A 19,725-nucleotide genomic window follows, 5' to 3' on the forward strand; every position below is an offset into this window, starting at 1 on the left:
TAAAACATCAAAGCATATTTTCCAAAAATGTGGCGTATCCTCTGGTGACATCCCGCACGAATACATGAGTTACCGCTCCAATACATTTTCCGTCCTGCAGCAGCGGAGCTCCACTCATCCCCTGCACAATTCCCCCCGCTTTTTTTAACAATTCCGGGTCCGTTACATGAATCTCCATCCCCTTGTTATCCTCCGAGGATAGATTGATCTTTTCAATCTCTACTTCATATTCCTGCACCTTATCTCCTAATTGACATAAAATTGACGCTTTTCCCTTTTTTACATCCTGCTTACACCCCACGGCACATGACTTGTCCTCCCGAAACTGATACTGCTCATTGGAAATGACACCGGTAATTCCAAGAGACGTATTGTTCCGGATATCCCCCAGTTTATTTTCCGTACCAAGCTGAACAAAACCCGCCAGCTGTCCTGGTGTTCCGTTTTTCCCCTTGACTACATGGTCAATTCCTGCCGGATATAATCCCCCATTTTGCAGACGGATCAGCAATTCTGTATCGGCATCCGTAATCCCATGTCCTAATGCTGCGAATTCATTTTCCTCCGTCACAAAAGTAAGGGTTCCGATCCCTTCCGTATCCTCCCGGAGCCAGGCACCGATCTGATATGTTCCGTTTTGTGCCTGTACAGGTGATATTTTAATCTTTATTTTTGCAGAATCCCTTTTGACACCCAGAATCACTTTTCCCGCTCCATTCATCTGAATCGCCTTACTGACATCCTGAATCGTTACCACCGGCTGACCGTTTACCTCATATATATAATCCCCTGTCTGGAGTTTATTATAGGATGGCATTTTTTCATTTCCTTTAGAAACCGGTATCTTTCCTGTTCCTAACACCATCAGACCATCGGAATGAATATATAATCCCACTGCGTTTCCCACCGGCATAACCTTTGCCTCTTTACGGATATCAATGGTAATCTTTTTACATGGTATAACTCCAAACAGACGTACCTCTCCCTGCATGCTTCCACATTTCTGTGCCGAAACAGCCAGAGGACCTGCCATGCTGAACTGAATCTGTTTACCAACCTTCCGGGAATGGTCAATACTTACCTGTGCCACCTCTGCTTCTGCCTGATCCACTCTTACCTGAGTAAATGGAATGCCAAAATCAATGTTTTCGATCCGATCCTGAAAAAGGACAAGTTCATTGGGAATCCGGCTTTTGATATTAAAATACCAATACACTGCTGTAAATGCTATCACGGCGAACAAAACTCCAAGCAGACAGGACCGATACATCCACCTCTGTCTCTGCGTCATACGATAACTCTGTCTTTCATGTCCGGTATACATCCTGCCACTCCTTCCTCCAAAAAGGCAAAACCAGCGTTTTGCCCTTATCTTCCACTACACTGTGAACACCTTCCTGCACAAAAAAAGAACGCTTGTATCATTATGATACAAAACGCCCTTTTCTATACGATACCATCATAAAATAACGATCATTTCCCGTAAAATTATATCTGTGTGTACAAATTTTATTGTGATCCGAAATTGCAATCCGAAAAAGTGCTTTATGCCCTTAAACCGCTTTTGACCTGCTCCGCCATCTGCTTCATCTCCGCCGCACTCTCCCGAACCGAATCCGTGATCTCTACACCTCCTAAGATCCTTGCCAGCTCATTGACAGACTCCTCTGTATCAAGCATACGGATATCCGTTGAGGTATGATCCTTGTGACTGCTCTTTTCAATCAGATAATGGGCATCTGCCATAGCTGCAATCTGTGCCAGATGGGAAATACAGATTACCTGATGTGTATTTCCAATATAAGACATCTTCTCCGCTACCATCTGAGCCGTCCGGCCACTGATACCCACATCAATCTCATCAAAGATCAGTGTCGGAATCTCGTCGTGCTGTGCCAGTACCGCTTTGACTGCAAGCATAATTCGCGACAGCTCTCCACCGGAGGCAGCCTCTCCAATCGGCTTCATATCCATACCCGGATTGGTCGAGAGCATAAACTCTACCTCATCCTGCCCATACCGGTTCATATGACCCAGTGGACGTACTGCAATTTCAAACTGTACCTGCAGAAAATTCAACTCTTTCAGTGCTTTGACGATCTCCTTTTCCAGACGCCGGCTGACTTTTCTGCGGATCCGGGTGATCTCCTCTGCCAATGTCTTTAAAGTCTGCTCCTGCTCATCCAGACGCTGTCTCAGACTCTCACGGTACTCCTCATACTCCTCATAACGTGCCAGCTTTTCCTGAAGCTTCTCGGCATATGCCTGTACCTGTGCCGTAGTCGCTCCATACTTCGCCTTAATGGTGCGTACAAGGTCTAACCTGCCCTCCACCTCGGCAAGCTGCTCTCCTCCTGTCTCAAAATCACTCATGTAATCGGAAATGTCCCGGTTAAAATCTGTCAGCAGAGAATCAATCTCCGATAACTGGCCGCAAAACTCTTCCATCTGGGGACTAAACTCCGACAGCTTGTGCAGAATCCGAACACTCTGCCCCAACTGCTCTGCCACCGTCGCATCTCCCTCTCCTGTCAGGGAATAGATCTCTCCCAGACCGGCAGCAATAGAAGTAGCATTGGACAGCTCTCTGTACTGCTCATCCAGACACTCCTCCTCTCCGGAAACCAATGCCGCCTGCTCAATCTCCTCCAGCTCATATTTCATAAAAGAAATCTCCCGAAGACGCTCCTCCTCCGGTATCTCCTGACCGGACAACTCCTGCTGCAGCTCCTGATACACCCGGTAACCTTCCTCCATCCGGGTCAGCCTGTCTCCAAGCTCCTCTCTGGCATAACGGTCCACAATCTCCATATGCTTCGCACTATGCAGAAGTGACTGCTGCTCATTCTGTCCATGAATGTCGATCATAATATCCGCAATACGACGGATCATGGAAAGCGTCACGCTCTCCCCGTTGATGCGGTTAACACTGCGTCCAGCCATAATCTTCCGTGAAATAAGAATCTCGTCCTCCTCCATGGAAATCCCCATCTCACGAACCAGCTCCCTCTGCCGCTGCGTATCTGCCCGGAACGTAAGCTCCACCAGAGCATACTCTGCGCCCTTGCGTATCACATCCTTAGTACTCTTCTGTCCAAGAGCCAGATTGATCGATCCGATAATAATTGACTTTCCGGCTCCTGTCTCCCCGGTCAATACATTTAAACAATCCGAAAAGTCCACCTCCACCTCGTCGATGATCGCTAAATTTTTTACATGTAAATTAACTAACACGGCTTGCTCCTTTCTCGCAGTTCTCCGCTTTCCCTGTGGAAAGTATAGCATAAAGAAAACGCCTGTTCAAGACTTTTCTCGAACAGACGTTCTTTTTGTGCAATTTTACTAATTTAAGCTCGTAATATTTACACGGCATGCCATCTTGCAGCCGTTCACCGTTGCGTAGATGTACGTTGTTCCAACGCTTCGTCCCACAACCTTACCGTCGACAACGGTTGCTACTCTCGGATTTGACGAGTACCAGGTTGCCGTTGCCGTGGTTCCCTCTACTATCAGGGTTTCTGTATCATACTGGCGCATTGTCAGACTGCTGCGGTTCAATGCCACAACATTGACTGCTACAGTCGAGGTAACACCGCCGTCTGCCAGAATAGTAATTGTACAATTTCCGGTTCCCGTCGCCGTTACAACACCTGCACCGGATACCTTCGCCACTCTTCGGTTATCGGATGCAAAGGTGATATTATCCGACGTATTATTTGGCAATACAGAGTAAGACAGCTTGGTGGAATCTCCCTGCTTCATGGTAAGCTCAGACTGCGCAACCACAATACCCATTGCCGGAACCTTTTCGGTTACCTTAACAACACAGACCGCTTTTTTCTTGCCTCCGTCTTTGGTCACGGCCGTGATCTTCGTTTCACCTTCTGCAATACCACGCACCATTCCGTCATTTTCTACTATTGCGATGCTGGTATCCGCCGAACTCCATTTAACATTATGCAATGTCGTATTCCTTGGTTTCATTGTCACATGAAGCTTTCTGGTTCCTCCAATATAACATACTGCGTAATCTGGCACGATCTGAATAGATTTTGCCCTTTGGATAACGCGTACTTTACAGTTCGCTTTTACCTTCAAACGATCTCTGGATACCGCTGTGATGGTTGTCATTCCAACCTTCTTTGCTGTAATCTTACCCTTCTGGTTAACCGTTGCAACCTTCTTTCTAGAGGTGAGCCAGCGTACCGCCGGTGTCTTTGTATTGTTAGACCATACAGTCACCTTCATACGGTATGTAGAGCCTACCCCCATACGGATGCCTGTCTTTCCGAGCTTTACCGTCGTTTTCAATGTTGCTACCGTAACCTCACAGGTCGCTGTTACATTGTATTTGGTCAGTGTACATGAAATCGTACAGGTTCCCTTTCGAAGTCCTGTTACCTTACCATTCTGGTCAACCTTGGCAACAGCCGCATTCGAACTCTGCCAGGTAGCTGTTCCATCTGCTTCCTCCGGTACGATCACCTTGGATATCTTGAAGCTCTTGCCTACAGCGATCTCCCTGGAAGAAGGCTTCAATGTCAATGTAACGCCTTCAATAACCGTCACATTACAATATACAACAATCTTGCCCTCATCAGACTGACAAATGATCGTTACCGAACCCTTCTTGACTGCTGTGACGAGTCCTTTTTCATCTACCGTCGCAATAGATGGATCCGAAGACTGATAGGTTACTTTCTGATTGGTTGCATCCGCCGGGGTAAAAACCGGTGTGATCTGGAATGTTGAACCCGTCTCTATCTCCTGTGCTGTCGGCGTAATATTGAAATTGATCACATTAACATACGCTTTTAATACAGTCACCTTACAGGTAGCAATAATGTTTCCTTCCACCGACTGGCAGATAATGGTTGTCTCACCAACTGCCACACCTGTCACAAGACCATTTTCATCTACAGACGCAATCTTTTCATCCACACTCTTATAATTAACCTTTTGATTGCTTGCATTTTCCGGAGTAAATACCGGAGTAATGTAGAAGTTGGAACCTACTCTTACCTCCTGCTCCGTCGGATCTACCGTGAAATCCTCCACCGGCACCGGCGGCGGCACCACCGTAACCGTACAGGTTTTGACAATATCTCCATCCTCAGATCGTCCGATGATCACTGCAGATCCCTCGCTGATACCCTGAACGACACCATCTTCATCTATCGTTGCTACCGTTTCATCAGAACTGTAAAAATGTACAGTCTGGTTGGTGGCATCCTCCGGCTTAAATACCGGCTTCACTGTATAGTTGTCTCCCACATACAGCTCCTTATGTGCCGGTGTCAATTCATAGTCCACCGCACTGACCACTGCCGGTTCCACCTTGATCTTACAATAGATCGGACTCCATACCGTTCCCGTGATCGGATCGCGATAAACTGCTCCGATCGAAACCGTACCCTCTGCTACTGCAGTAACAAGACCGTTCTCATCTACCTTTGCAACCTTTTCATCGGTTGAAGACCAGTTGAGATTCTGGTACGTTGCCGTCACCGGATCGAAAACACCCTTAATCTGAAGGGTATCTCCCACATGCATCGTTGCCTCTGACGGATCCAGCGTGATATTCTTGGCCGGAACATCCTGACTGATAACTCTTACCATACACGAAATGGCACCGGAAATACCTAAATCCTCCGGCACACAGGTGATCCACGCCACATCTCCCGCCTTTAATCCGGTGATATTACCATCATCGTCTACCTTCACCACATTTGGATTGGTCGATGTCCATGATACATTCGTATTGACATGGTCAGCTGGATTGAAGATCAGGGCATTTTTCAAAGAAACGGTATCGCCCTCCTTTACCTCATATTCATTCTGTGTAAAGGATGCGGAAAGCAGTCTGTTTCTGACATGCACCTTAATGATCTTAAATACCGTACCATTGGCAACTGTGATATTTGCATCACCGGGAGCAACTGCTGTAATCGTTCCACCCTGTACTCTTGCGATTTTTTCACTGTCTGTATTCCACAGCAATGTAGTATCTGTGGCATCGCTAGGCACGATTGTCGTCTGTACCGTATACTGGTCACCGGCGATCATATTGATCTCTTCCACATCCGTGATAATATCGGTCACCGGATTCTTTTTAATATTGATACAACATCTTGCCACAAGATTGTACGGATTAAATACCGGCTCTACCGAAATCCATACGGTATCCTCCTTCAGAAGTGTTACAACACCGTTCTGATCAACGGTTGCTACGGACGGATCACTTGTGGTCCACTTGAGCTCTGTATTGGTCGCATTGGAAGGCGCATATTTTGCCTTCAGGAATATAAAACCTGCGGACAGGAAGGTGTCAATATTCTCTCCCTGCTCAATGCTTAATTCACTGATCGCCGCCGTTACGGTAACACGGCAGGTTGCATACACGTTATTGTCCTTATTCAATACCGTTACTGTCGTAGATCCTGTCTTTTTGCCGGCAGTCAGCTTTGCTTTTGTATTGCCCTGCTGTGGATCCACCTTAACCATATCCGGATCTGCTGAGATCCAGGTAAGATTCTGTTCTCCACTCAGTCCGGAATCCAGATACTCTACGCTGTCAATCTCCATCTCCAGCTCTGTTCTGTCAAGAGGAATCGTCGTTGCCGATGTCGTGACATAAATCTTACAGCTTGCAACTCTGGTAACCGCCTGATCATCCGTCCAATAAAGACGTACCGTTACCGGACTGTCTGCCGCCGTCTCCTTTTTGGCCGTAACGGTCGCATACTGTGCGTTAGAACTCATGGAAACATATGTCTCTGTCGTATCTGTGGTTTCCCATCGGAAAGAGCTGGAATCCGTATACTCTCCGGAACCGATAATACCTGTCAGTTCCAATTTCGATCCCACTGCCATAGTCGCATTCGATACGTTCAGAGAGAAGGTATCTGTTACATTGATCTTTACCGTAACCTCCTGGCCCTGACTGATTCCCGGCAGAGTTTCTGACGGTCTGGTGTTACATTTGACCTTAAATTCTGCCATACCTTTATTCTGACCTGTCATCGCCCAGTTATCATAATCGGTAGAGACCCAGTTACCGGAGTTATCTACCACAGATAAACTAAAATTCTGTTTCAATGCCTCCTTGGAGATATTAAAGGCTTCCGACAGATCATAACTACCGCCGATATTGATGGTAACATCCTTATCCTCGAATTTTCCCCGGACATCTGCATTGAAATAAGCCGGATTGCAACCAAGAAAGACACTGGAATCCTGCGCATCCTCAAAGGTGGTATATGTTCCTTTTACATAAAACATTACGATGTACTGGCCTGCCTTTGCATCCAGCCGGAATGTATTGGTAGAACTGTCATAGATCAGATTTGCATCATCCCCGTTTGTGCCGGTTCTGCCCAGAGAATCCCTGACCAGTGTTCTGGTAGTACCGCTTCGTTTCGCAATAACCCATGTCACCTTATCCAGAACACCCTCCAGCGGATTGGCAGAAAATAATGCCGGAATCCAGATCTTGTCGTTATTTTCCATCGTAACGATCGTGCTGCTGTTATCCAGTCTGGTGCCCGTCGAACTGTCCTTTCGGATCTCCGGACGTACATACACATCAATGGAATCGTTATATTCATTTTTTCCGTCATTGTATGTAACGGATAACTGTGTTTTACCGGCACCGACAGCCATGACCAAAGGCTCTGCCGCAGTTCCGCTGACACGGACCACATCTTCATTATTGCTGTACCAGATTGCATTGGAGCTGGTGGCGTCACCAAAGATCAGATTCAGCTTTCCGGTATCTGTCTTTGCATTTTTACCAAGATACAATGTCTTGCCATAATCCATTACAATCGAACGTCTTTCATCCTCTGTATGTATCTTGGTCATCTTTGCAGGAGCATCCGATGATAAAAACTCATTAATAGAAAATACTACATCAATGGCTACATTACGCGTCTCCATACTGCCATCCGTATGTGTGATCGTACAAGTCAGACCTACCTTACCCATTTTTTGTACCGATACGCTGACCTGACGTTGATTGGCAGTCGCCGGATCAACGGTCATGATCTCTGTATTGGCACTGCTCCATACACACTTATCTCCGGAAGCATAATCAGACAAACCAAAAGTAGCGGTTGCCCGACGCAAAACATAGGTTCCTTCTACCGGATTACCCTCATCATCGATCACATCATAGCTGGCCGCCCTGATCGAATGCTTCATCTGATAACCTGCTGTGGCAAGAAAAACGCCGAAAAACAAAGCGATTACTGCAAGCAGCCATGTCCATTTTTTCATCGTACGGAATCGTTTTTTCATCTTCTTCCCCCGTTCTCTGTCATGAAATCTCCGGGATATTACTCATCCCAGTTGTGATAAACATCCTGCACATCATCATCCTCATCCAGAAGATCCAATGTTCTCTGCAACTGTTTAATATCGTTCTCATCTGTGAGTGTAACGTACGTCTGTGGCAACATTGTGACCTCTGCACTCGCCATCGGGATTTTTTCTGCCTCGATTGCTTCTCTCACTGCGCTGAAATCCTCCGGAAGCGTGATGATCTCAAAGCTGTCCTCCTCCTCGGAGAAATCCTCTGCACCTGCATCCAGTGCAATCATCATCAGATCATCTGCACTCAGAGTAATATCTGCATCCTCCAGCTCTTCCTTGGAAAGAATGATCTGGCCCTTTTCGTCGAACATATAAGATACACAACCCTGTGTTCCTACACTTCCGCTTCCTTTTGTGAAAGCATTTCTTACGTTGCTGGCGGTACGGTTCTTATTGTCGGTAAGCGCCTTTACGATGATAGCGGTACCGCTTGGTCCGTATCCCTCGTATGTAACCTCTTCATAATTTACAGAAGCAGCATCTCCGGCCGCTTTTTTAATACCTCTGTCAATGGTATCATTTGGCATATTATTTGCTTTTGCCTTGGCAATCACATCACGAAGTCTGCTGTTGTTGGCCGGATCCGGTCCGCCTTCCTTTACAGCAACGGCGATCTCACGTCCAAGAATGGTAAATACCTTCCCCCTCGCTGCGTCGTTCTTTTCCTTCTTGTGTTTGATGTTGGCAAATTTTGAATGTCCTGACATAATAAAACTCTCCTTTAATCTTTCTTGCCGGGATTATATCCCATAACTTATATATTTTATCACCTTTCACGTTTCCTGTCCATGAATCATTTAAATTCCGTTCCGGACTGCTTTGCAAAAGGATCAGTTACCATTTAATTTATCTCTCATTTTCTTGTAGAAGCTGACCCCGGAAAGCTTGACGATCCTTGTCTGATCCTCCGGCACAAGAACCTCCAGGCGATCTCCGGTGGATAATCCCCGGACGGTCCTTCCATCCACTACAAGCACTGCCTCATCCTCCTGAAAATCCTTGGTCTGCCCCAGCTCCAGCACGATCCGGTCCATGGCAGATACCACCAGACTTCTTTTGTTGAGGGAATGGGCACAGATCGGAGTGATCACCGTTGCCTCCGTATCCGGCACCATCACCGGTCCTCCCGCTGACAGATTATATCCGGTAGAACCGGTTGGCGTGGATATGATCAAACCATCTGCACGATAGATATCGGCTAATTCGTCATTAATGTATACCTTAATGGTGATGAGTCTGCAGTCTCCCCTCTTACTCAACACCACGTCATTTAACGCATAACAGGCTTTTCCTGAGCTGGTTCCCGTTGGTGTAACACTGCTTTCCCGCAGCATGATCCTGTTTTCGATCGTGTACTTGTCCTGCAGCATCAGATCAAGAGCTCTCTCCAGATTTTGTGGTTCCACCTCTGTCAGAAAGCCTACGGTTCCCATGTTAATGCCAAGAATCGGAAGCTTACTGTGAACAAGGTCGATCGCCGCCTGGATCATGGTTCCGTCACCGCCCAGCACAAGCACACATTCCGTCTCCTCCGGAATCTTGTCTGCCTCTGTGTAATGCAAAACTCCCTCCGATATCACCCGGCGGTTTTCCAGGATCAGACATTTTCCACCCTTTTGTTCCAGATACTCCTGTATATATACTGCCTTGCGGTTGCTGTCCTCTTTGTCCCTGTTTGTGATCACACAAAAACGCTTCATTGCTGCTCTCCTTCCGCATCCTTATCCAGCTTTCCATGGGCGGCCGCCACCGTCTCCCGGATCAGGCTGTCATAAGAAACGTGAAATGACTCCTCCAGTGAATCCTCCTCCGGTATCCGGTCGGTATTCTGAATGTATAAGAGATACTCTATATTCCCCTCCGGTCCTTTAATCGGAGAAAAACTCAGCTCCAAAATTTCAAAACCAATGGAAAGAACATACTGCATAATCTGCTCCAGTACCTCACGATGTACCTTAAGATCCCGTACAACCCCCTTCTTTCCAACCTTTTCTCTGCCGGCCTCAAACTGGGGCTTTACCAGACATACCCCCTGTCCCTCCTGTGTCAGAAGTGCTTTCACCGGCTCCAGTACCTTTTTCAGTGAAATAAATGCCACGTCTACCGAAAAAAAGTCAATGAAATCTGCAATATCCTCTCTGGTCACATAACGGATATTGGTCTTTTCCATAGAGATCACTCTCTCGTCCTGACGAAGCTTCCATGCCAGCTGATTGGTTCCCACATCTATGGCATATACCTTCTGTGCTCCATTTTGCAGCATACAGTCCGTGAAACCTCCTGTGGATGATCCTACATCCATGCAGATCTTATCCTGCAATGGCACTTGCCACAGATCAATCGCCTTTTCCAGCTTATAACCACCGCGGCTTACATATTTCATTGGATTTCCCTTGACCTCGATCAAAGCATCCTCCTTAAATGTACTCCCTGCCTTATCCTCCCGCTGTCCGTTGACAAACACATTGCCTGTCATGATTATTGCCTTGGCCTTTTCTCTGGACGCTGCCAGATTTCTTTTGACCAGAAGCACATCCAATCTTTCTTTCACAATGACACCTAAGCCTTCCTGTCCTCATCTTCCCAGGACAATATTTTCTGTGTAATGCTTTCCGGGTCCAGCCCGTATTTTTTCTTTAATTCTGTCACACTTCCATGCTCAATAAACTGATCCGGCAGTGCAATATTTAATACCCGCATCGGTGTACCCTCATACCATGCTGACACCGCTTCTCCAAATCCGCCGTTAAAAACACCTTCCTCCAATGTAACTACCTTGGAATGTCTCTCTTTAATCTTCTGAAGTACCTCCTCGTCAATCGGCTTGACAAAACGCATATTGACTACAGAAACCTTCTGTCCTTCTGCCTTCAGATGCTCCCTGACCCACATGGCAGTCTCCACCATATTGCCTACCGCCAGAAGGGCGATCTCCTGCCCTTCACAGATCCATTCGGCTTTTCCCATGGTAATTTCCTGCTGATGATCCTGCAGCCCTTCCCATGCAGCTCCTCTGGAATAACGTATCGCTGTTGGTGTATTCTGCTCCAATGCAAACAGCATCATCTGCCGGAGCTCCCATGCGTTTTTAGGTGCCATCACTGTCATATTCGGCATACTGCGTAAATAGGCAATATCAAAAATACCCTGATGAGTCTCTCCGTCACTGCCCACAAGCCCGGCACGGTCTACGGCAAACACAACCGGCAGCTTTCCAATGCAGACATCATGAAGTATCTGATCATACGCCCTCTGCAGGAAAGTAGAATATATGGCAACAACAGGCTTCAGGCCACCGGCTGCCATCCCTGCCGCAAAGGTAACCGCATGCTCCTCCGCAATCCCCACATCAAAAAATCTTTTGGGATATTTTGACGCCATCGCTGTCAGTCCCGTACCGGAAGGCATTGCAGCAGAAACTGCCACAATATCTTCCCTCTCCTTTGCCGCCTCCAGTATGGTATCACTGAAAATGTCCGTGTATGTCTTTGCTGTCTCTCCATTGTGCCGGCTGCTCCCATCCTTTATATTAAACGGGGATACGCCGTGAAAATACGACGGATTCTTTTCTGCCGGACGATATCCTTTTCCTTTATGGGTACATACATGAACGATCACCGCTTCCTTCATTTTGGATGCACTTTGGAATGCCGTTACCATCTGATGGATATTATGACCATCAATCGGGCCGATATAAGTCAGTCCCATATCCTCAAAAAGCATTCCCGGAATAAAAATCCTTTTGATCAGGTCCTTGATCCCACGAATACGGCTGGTAAGCTTGTCCCCCAGATGTGGCAGCTTTGACAGCGCATTTTCTACTTCTTCCTTTAACTCGGTATAATTTCCGTTGGTGCGGATCTTACCTAAATAACTGGACATACCACCTACATTTTTAGAAATCGACATCTGATTATCATTTAATACGATCACAAGATTAGATTTTAATCTGGCAGCATTGTTCATCGCTTCATATGCCATACCGCCGGATAATGCACCGTCTCCGATCACCGCAAAGATTTTGTGGTCCTGCTTCTTGAGATCTCTTGCCTTCGCCAATCCCAAAGCAACACTGATGGAGGTAGAGCTGTGTCCGGTATCAAAGGCATCGCAGTCGCTCTCTGACTGCTTTGGAAATCCACTCATGCCTCCAAACTGACGCAGATGTTCAAAGCCATCTTTTCTGCCGGTCAGAATCTTGTGGGTATAGGACTGATGCCCCACATCCCAGACAATTTTGTCTTCCGGAAGATTACAGCACAGATGAAGTGCCATTGTCAGCTCAACCACTCCAAGATTTGAAGCAAGGTGTCCTCCCGTATGACTGATCTTGTGTACCAGAAATTGCCGGATCTCCTTTGCCAGAGGACGAAGCTCGTCCTTTTCCATTTCCTTGATATCGTTTGGTTTTTCTATCTTATCTAATAATTCTCCCACGGTGTTCCCTCATTTCTCTTAAACAATGTATTTATTTTGTACGGTTGATCAGGTATTCGATCAGATCCTCCAAAAACAGGTTCTTACCCGGAAGCTCCTCCAGAAGTGTCACTGCCTGATGAGAATACTCCTCCACTGCCTGATGGGATTTCTCAATACCGTAAAGTGATACATATGTTGTCTTTTCATTTTTTTCATCACTATGTACCGGCTTGCCAAGCTCCTGCGTAGTGCTGGTGCAGTCCAGAATGTCATCCTGAATCTGAAATGCCATGCCAACGCAGCGGCCGATCTGTTCCATTTTATCCAGTGCGGAATCATCGGCTCCGGCCAATGCCGCTCCTACCATCAGAGCACCTTCCAGCAGTGCACCTGTTTTCAGGGTATAAATAAATTCCAGCACCTCCTTGTCCAGAGGCTGTCCTGTCCTTTCCACATCAACGACCTGACCTCCTACCATGCCGTACACTCCGGCTTTACGGCTGAAGATCTGAAACGCCTTTGCTGCGGCGGAAAGATTCCCTGTCTTGTCAAAGCAGCGTGAGGCTGTCTCAAATGCATAGTTTAATAATGCATCTCCCGCAAGAATTCCCATATCCTCGCCATATACTACATGTGTCGTCTTACGTCCCCGGCGATAATCGTCATTATCCATTGCCGGCAGATCATCATGAACCAGAGAATATGTATGAACCATTTCCATTGCCGCCATAAAAGGTTCGATCACCTTTTCATCAACGCCTCCGAAAAGACGATACGCTTCCCTCATCAGGATTGGACGGATTCTCTTTCCGCCAGCCATCAGACTATACTCCATGGCTTCAAAGATCGTCTTTTGCAGTCCCTGCTTTTCCGGCAGATACCCCTTCAAAATCTCCTCAACCTCTCTCTGTCTTTCCTGAAACGACTCCTTAAATGTCTTGTCCATAATTTAACCATACCTTCCTGCGGTTCTGCCTCCCGGTCAGCTGCCGCTTTCTTTATTTGTCATATGTCAGCGTTACTCTTCTCCATTTTCCAGCACGATCAGCTTTTTCTCGACGCGGTCAATGGAATTGCTGCAGTTTTTGATCAGCTTCATTCCCTCTTCGTATTTTTTAAAAGAATCTTCCAGGGTCATATCGCCCGTTTTCATCTGCTCTATGATCGTTTCAAGCTGTTCAAAGGATTCCTCCAGAGATACTTTCTTTGCCATAATCAGCCTCCGTTTTTCTGTCCTGTTATCTCATCCACTGTTACCTTCGCCTTGCCGTCCGCAAAGGTCAGCATCAGATGCTGTCCCTTTGTCAGCCGGCTGACGGAATCGATGTGACTGCCACTTTCATCGGCCGTATAAGTATAGCCGCTCTGCAGCTTCTGCAAAGGAGAAAGTCCCTTCATCTCCTCCGCATATAATGCCAGCCTGTGCTTTGTCTCCGTAAGCTGCCGCTCCATCATACGCTGCAGCCTCTCCTGGCAATCTGCCAGATACAGCCTTTTCTGCCGCAACATATCCTCCGGACTTACATGCTGCAGTAAAACCATATATTTCTGCAGCTCCAGTTTGCGTACCCGCAGGATCTGCTCTATGGACTCCCGGAGATCATAACGGTATTCACTGAGTCCAATCTCAAACTCCCGCCACGCATATACCGCCAGCTCTGCTGCAGCAGACGGCGTCGGTGCCCTGAGATCTGCTGCATAATCAGAGATCGTCGTATCTGTCTCATGACCAACCGCCGAAATGATCGGCTTGGTGCAGGCTGCGATCACCCTGGCAAGTTTCTCATCATTAAAGCACCACAGATCCTCTACCGATCCTCCGCCACGCCCTATAATAATCGTATCTACATCTGTTTTTTCAAAATAACGGATCCCGTCAATCACAGTCCCGGCTGCTCCCTCCCCCTGCACCTTCGCCGGATACAGATAAAGCTGCACATAAGGGTTGCGCCGGTAAGTAACATTACAGATATCCTGTATGACTGCTCCGGTCTTTGCCGTGACGATACCGATCTTAGATGCAAATCTGGGAATTTGTTTTTTTCTTTGTTCGTCAAAAAGCCCCTCTGATAAGAGGCGCTTTTTTAATTTTTCGTATTCTTCATATAATCTGCCCACACCATCCTGAACAATGCTCTGGGCATAAAGCTGGTATCTGCCATCTCTCTCAAAAACACTGATCCTGCCGGTTACGATCACACTCTGTCCGTCCTCCAGTGTAAAGTCAAGGCCTTTACGCTGCGAGGAAAACATCACGCAGGAAATCGCCGCCCCGGCATCCTTCAGGGTAAAATAAATATGACCGGAGTAATGATACTTGCACCCGGATATCTCTCCCTTAACCTGAATCCCGGAAAGAGTATAATCCTGCTTGAAAAGATTCGCAATATACCGGTTGATCTGAGACACAGTCACTGCTCTGCTCATATTTATTCCTCCGCGCCGTCCCTGACAACAGAACCCAGCACTCCATTTACAAAGGCTGGAGATTTATCTGTTCCGTAAAGCTTTGCCAGCTCCACAGCCTCATTGACCGCCACACCTGCCGGTACATCCTCATCATACTGTATCTCATAAATCGCCAGGCGAAGTGCTGTAATGTCTGCCTTTGCAAGACGTTTGAGAGACCAGCCGTTAGACTTCTCCTCAATCTTGCGGTCAATCTCCTCCAGATGCTCTGCGACTGCATAAAATTTCTGTTTCAGCTCCTCGCGAACCTTCTCCAGACGTTCCTGCGACTCCTCTGCTGCATCCGCATCATTTCCAATATCACTTAAATATGTGGAAACCTGATCGTCCAGCTCCGTCTTCGGATAAAAATCCAGCAAAAACAGCAGCTTAAATAAATGTTCTCTGACCTTTTTTCTTGTCATGTTTTTGTACCTATACCTTTAAATTAATTTTCTTCCAGTTTTACACCGGCAATGCGGACATTGACCTCTGAAACAGAAAGTCCTGTCATATTTTCGATCTGCTGGCTGACTCTCTCCTGTACCTGCCCGGATACCTCAGGAATACTGTATCCATAGTTTACCACAACCATCATATCTACACGGACAATGCCTCCCTCCATCAAGATCTTTACTCCCTTGGAAAGATTCTTCATACCCAGTTTGCCGATCAGCTCATTGGTGATATTCCCGGCCATAGAATAGACACCATCTATCTCAGTTGCTGCTAATGCAGCAATTGCAGCGACCACATCAGATGCAATCTTTACCTCGCCCAGTTCTTTTTTCTTCGTAATATATTCTCTCGAAGTCTGCTCCTTTGCCACGACACTCTACCTCCTTTGTTTCTTTTATAAAATTTTGCCAATTATTCTAGTTTATTATACCAAATCTCCTCATATTTGCAAGCAGACTTAATCATAACTTTATTTTACCGCCACCGGTGTGATCACAATATGATCTGCGGATATATTTGTTTTTCGGGTGACAATATCTGTGATCTGTGCCAGCTGCTGCTGCGTCAGTTCCCCGGCATTGACGATCACATCTGCACTTCCCTTTTCAATGCTGACCACAGAATCGGTAAAGCCTTTTGCTTCCAGCATCAGCTCCGCTGCACTTTCCATCTGGGCATCCTTTGTCAGCTGCGCCACCTGGTCTATGGCACTTTTTTTATCCTTTGATGCGATCTTATCATTATTAATAATTGTCATCAGTGTCTCTTTATTTTTGGCACGGCTCTGTTCTCTGGACAATTTTGCCGAAGAAAAATAATCTGCTCCCAGCGAATTTGAGACCATGACGGCCTCCCCCGGATTTTCCTCGGAGGCAGACTTCAGTTCCCCGCTGTCAGCTACCGTATAATCTTCTCCATTGTCCTCCGCCGAAATATCTGTCGTTGTCTGTGCAGAGGTTTCCTTGCTTTCCTTCGTCTGCTTTTTTTCTTCTTTGCCATCCGCTGCCGCTTCATTTTCCGCCTGTGCCTGCTCCTCCGGTGCCGCCGTCTGTTTCCCACTCAGGGACATCACGTTTTTTAGTCCGTTTTTGTTAATCTCCTCCCCGGTAAAATTCAGATATCCTGCCACAGCGATCAATACCGCCAGGGCCGTTATGATCCATTGATTTTTTCTCGCAAATTTTTTCATAGCTTCACCTTTTCCTTTCCTTCACAGATTTTTGCTATTCGGGACTACCCATTTTCATCACTTTAATTTTATGTGCCTCTATAGGAAATAATGCCTCGACAGCTGCAATTATTTCCGAATCGATCACGCCTGTTCCCGCCCCCTGTGCCACCACCAGCACTCCCTCTACCTGCGGAGACTGGATCTGTACAATATACGGTTCCTTCCCTTCCTCCCCCACAAGCACCGGTTCCTGCTTCGTGCTGCCGGAGGTCTGGCTGCGGGTGCCGCCGGCACTGTCCGTCTCGTTGGTGCTGCTGTTGGAAATATCCTCCTGCTGCAATGCCTTCTTTTCCTCCGAAGAAGCAATCGTAACCATCACCTCTACTTTACCAATCCCCTCAACCTTCGAAAGTAATTTCTGCAACTGCTGTTCCTGCTTTCCGGCATACGCCTCCATTGCATCTGCTGCCGTATCCTGCGCTTTTTCCTGTACATTTTTCTGGTCTGTCCCATTTCTGGTACTATCCACTTTTCCGAACAGTCCTGCTGACGGCATGGATAATATCAGCAGAAATATTCCCGCCAGGATCATAATGATGATTTTTGATAAACCAATCTCCGACCATTTGATGGGTTCCTTTTCCTGCTTTTTTTGCTGCCTGCGAAGTCCTTCTATTAATTTTTTCCACATTTTTTCCATACAATCACCTTCTTTTTGGAAAGTTCATATTTTTTACAGATCTGCTGCTGTAATTTGACCGTATCTGCATCTGTGGTAACAGAGCCTGTTTTCAATTTATGATCCATCTGATCATCGATCACAATATCCTGCACCCGGATGGAACTGCCTTTCCCCGGTGCAGACACCGGAATATTATCATTTTCCAAAATTACTGTCACCTGCTTCAGCTGCAGACTTCCCTTCCTGTTCTTTTTCAATGCCACATCCACCTTCCGGGGTGTTTTCCCCTCCTTTTCCACCATAGTATTCACCTGTTCCTCCAGCTCTGACCTGCATCGCCTGAGCATAATTTTTTCAAAGTCTCCCTCTGCCAGCTTTGTTTCCTGCTCTAACTGATCCATTTCACCCTGAAACAGCTTTTCCTCCAGATATTTTCCAATCTGATCCGTGTCCGATATCCGGGATAGTATCGGGCTGACGCAGAGAACGATCAGTATCATTCCTCCCACAAACCGGAATATCTCCCGAAACCCATGGCTTGTCACAAGTCCCTGCAATACATTGATCATAATGACATATACAAGAATATTCTGAATCATCTGCCCAAACATTGATCTCCTCCCGGAAAGTTTCCTCTAACTGATTATTTTTATATATAATATTCGATCGTCACGTCGTAAAAGCACTGATCACTGCGATCGAAGAGATAAATAGCAAGGCTCCCACTCCCACCGTATAGATATAGAGATCCACTGCCTTTACCGCACCTCCCAGGCCCCGGATCAGCCTTCTATCAGAAACCGGCTGCAGCACAGCCGCCGCAAGCTGCAATAGGATACGACTGACCACCATTTGCAGCAAGGGTACGGCACACACAAAGAACACGGCGATCACACCGGCCACTCCCACTGCATTTTTTACCAGCTTTCCCGCACAAAGTACCGTCTGGAGCACCGAGCTGACAGAACCTCCTACTCCCGGCAGTGCTCCTCCCATCCGGACCACTGCCATATTTTTCACTTCTGCACTCACCGGTATAATAAGCCCCTGTATGACATTCATTCCCATCATCAGCCCAAACACGGCTTTTACCCCAAACCGCACACCGTCCCGGATCAGTTCCGCCATTTTGGAGAACATATCCTGCTCTGAAAGCTGATTGACCACCTGCAGAAAAAAATACAGATGGATCGCCGGCAATGCAAGTCCCGCCAGCAGCCAGTTAACGACCATGATCATTGTCAGGGCAAATTCATAATAAGCCCCGGCAGCTACACCTCCCTGTGTAAAGGAAAGACTGATAAAAAATGCCGGTATCATTACCTTTACAAATGTCAGCAGATTTTCCAGAGTATTTCCTGCCAGCCAGGCAATCTGCAAAAACGATGAGGATAATGTAACAAAAAATAACATATATACAATATAAAAGGCTGTCTTTGCGACCTCCCTGCCCTGCAGTATTTTGGAAAAGTTTGAAAATACCGCCCCCACCAGCGCAATGGCAAGAATTGAAACAAACAGCTTCCGATCCTGTGAAAAGGCTGACGCTGCAATCTCCCACATCATTGTGGAGATATTGTCCAGGGTATCCGCCTTCCCACTATGCATCAGACTTCGAACCATTTCCGAAAAAGAAAAGCTGTTCTCTCCCATGATCTGGTCCAGCATCTGTTGGATCTGGTCATAGGATAACTCGTCCATCAGACTGTCATACAGCCCTGTCTCTGTGCTTCCATATGTACTCATCCGATTCCCCCTTCTTTTCTGTTTATCCGACCCCTCCCGGAACAAATTGCAGCAATACTTCAAACAAAGCAGATAATACCGGCAGACTGACTGCCAGCAGCATTAATTTACCAAAAAATTCAATCTGTCCTGCCACTGCCCCATATCCGGCATCTCTGCAGAGGTTCGCTCCAAGCTCCGCCATATAAGTGACGGCGATCATTTTAAATAAGACCTTAATATAAATACTTCCACTGCCCAGATATTCCTGAAGTGTTTTCAGATAACGGAGCAGATCCCGTATCCTCCATACGGCCAGCGAGCTGATCAGCATACATGCCGTCAGAATGATAAGCATACTAAACTCCGGTTTATCCTTTTTCAGGGGAATTGCCAGCAGGACTGACATAATGCCAATCATAACAACCTTTTCCATATCCCTTCTCCT

The 19,725-nt window shown here is 46.8% G+C and carries 17 protein-coding genes; all 17 read right to left on the bottom strand.

Translation table 11 applies throughout. The annotated features are described in order from the left end of the window. Nucleotides 1-7: 7 nt before the first annotated feature. Nucleotides 8-1,324, bottom strand: coding sequence for a SpoIVB peptidase (spoIVB, locus tag H8704_RS00275; protein WP_249296862.1), 1,317 nt, complete (start codon nt 1,322-1,324; stop codon nt 8-10). Between the two features lie 221 nt (nt 1,325-1,545). Then, nucleotides 1,546-3,234 (bottom strand): DNA repair protein RecN, encoded by a 1,689-nt coding sequence (recN, locus tag H8704_RS00280; RefSeq protein WP_249296863.1) that lies wholly within the window; start codon nt 3,232-3,234, stop codon nt 1,546-1,548. Between the two features lie 108 nt (nt 3,235-3,342). After that, nucleotides 3,343-8,298, bottom strand: a complete 4,956-nt coding sequence (locus tag H8704_RS00285) for an Ig-like domain-containing protein (protein WP_249296864.1) — start codon at nt 8,296-8,298, stop codon at nt 3,343-3,345. Between the two features lie 38 nt (nt 8,299-8,336). Beyond that, a complete protein-coding gene (locus H8704_RS00290) occupies nt 8,337-9,080 on the bottom strand; it encodes a YebC/PmpR family DNA-binding transcriptional regulator (RefSeq protein ID WP_022464839.1) in 744 nt (247 codons plus the stop codon). A gap of 123 nt (nt 9,081-9,203) precedes the next feature. Then, nucleotides 9,204-10,073 (bottom strand): NAD(+)/NADH kinase, encoded by an 870-nt coding sequence (locus tag H8704_RS00295; RefSeq protein WP_022464840.1) that lies wholly within the window; start codon nt 10,071-10,073, stop codon nt 9,204-9,206. Beyond that, nucleotides 10,070-10,927, bottom strand: coding sequence for a TlyA family RNA methyltransferase (locus H8704_RS00300; protein ID WP_249297093.1), 858 nt, complete (start codon nt 10,925-10,927; stop codon nt 10,070-10,072). The genes H8704_RS00295 and H8704_RS00300 overlap by 4 nt, the downstream gene beginning before the upstream one ends. Before the next feature lie 5 nt (nt 10,928-10,932). Next, a complete protein-coding gene (gene dxs, locus H8704_RS00305) occupies nt 10,933-12,810 on the bottom strand; it encodes a 1-deoxy-D-xylulose-5-phosphate synthase (RefSeq protein ID WP_022464842.1) in 1,878 nt (625 codons plus the stop codon). Between the two features lie 31 nt (nt 12,811-12,841). After that, nucleotides 12,842-13,738, bottom strand: coding sequence for a polyprenyl synthetase family protein (locus tag H8704_RS00310; RefSeq protein WP_118677984.1), 897 nt, complete (start codon nt 13,736-13,738; stop codon nt 12,842-12,844). Nucleotides 13,739-13,810: 72 nt separating this feature from the next. Next, nucleotides 13,811-14,005 carry an exodeoxyribonuclease VII small subunit gene (xseB, locus tag H8704_RS00315; protein WP_022464844.1) on the bottom strand — a complete coding sequence of 65 codons (195 nt, stop codon included), beginning with the start codon at nt 14,003-14,005 and terminating at the stop codon, nt 13,811-13,813. A 2-nt stretch (nt 14,006-14,007) separates the two neighbouring features. Continuing rightward, nucleotides 14,008-15,219, bottom strand: coding sequence for an exodeoxyribonuclease VII large subunit (gene xseA / locus H8704_RS00320; RefSeq protein ID WP_249296865.1), 1,212 nt, complete (start codon nt 15,217-15,219; stop codon nt 14,008-14,010). A 2-nt stretch (nt 15,220-15,221) separates the two neighbouring features. Further along, on the bottom strand, nt 15,222-15,665 hold the full coding sequence (gene nusB, locus H8704_RS00325; RefSeq protein ID WP_022464846.1) for a transcription antitermination factor NusB: 444 nt from the start codon (nt 15,663-15,665) through the stop codon (nt 15,222-15,224). Nucleotides 15,666-15,688: 23 nt separating this feature from the next. Continuing rightward, nucleotides 15,689-16,069 carry an Asp23/Gls24 family envelope stress response protein gene (locus H8704_RS00330; protein ID WP_022464847.1) on the bottom strand — a complete coding sequence of 127 codons (381 nt, stop codon included), beginning with the start codon at nt 16,067-16,069 and terminating at the stop codon, nt 15,689-15,691. Between the two features lie 99 nt (nt 16,070-16,168). After that, nucleotides 16,169-16,888 (bottom strand): SpoIIIAH-like family protein, encoded by a 720-nt coding sequence (locus H8704_RS00335; RefSeq protein ID WP_022464848.1) that lies wholly within the window; start codon nt 16,886-16,888, stop codon nt 16,169-16,171. A 34-nt stretch (nt 16,889-16,922) separates the two neighbouring features. After that, a complete protein-coding gene (locus H8704_RS00340) occupies nt 16,923-17,570 on the bottom strand; it encodes a hypothetical protein (protein WP_249296866.1) in 648 nt (215 codons plus the stop codon). Then, nucleotides 17,546-18,163 (bottom strand): stage III sporulation protein AF, encoded by a 618-nt coding sequence (locus tag H8704_RS00345; RefSeq protein WP_249296867.1) that lies wholly within the window; start codon nt 18,161-18,163, stop codon nt 17,546-17,548. The genes H8704_RS00340 and H8704_RS00345 overlap by 25 nt, the downstream gene beginning before the upstream one ends. Before the next feature lie 58 nt (nt 18,164-18,221). Beyond that, nucleotides 18,222-19,298: a stage III sporulation protein AE gene (locus H8704_RS00350; protein ID WP_249296868.1), complete on the bottom strand. Its 1,077-nt coding sequence runs from the start codon at nt 19,296-19,298 to the stop codon at nt 18,222-18,224. Nucleotides 19,299-19,320: 22 nt separating this feature from the next. After that, entirely contained in the window at nt 19,321-19,713 is a 393-nt protein-coding gene (locus tag H8704_RS00355) for a SpoIIIAC/SpoIIIAD family protein (protein WP_249296869.1), read from the bottom strand. Between the last annotated feature and the right edge of the window lie 12 nt (nt 19,714-19,725).

Origin of the sequence: Jutongia huaianensis (assembly GCF_014384985.1) — a bacterium.
GTDB lineage: Bacteria > Bacillota > Clostridia > Lachnospirales > Lachnospiraceae > Jutongia > Jutongia huaianensis.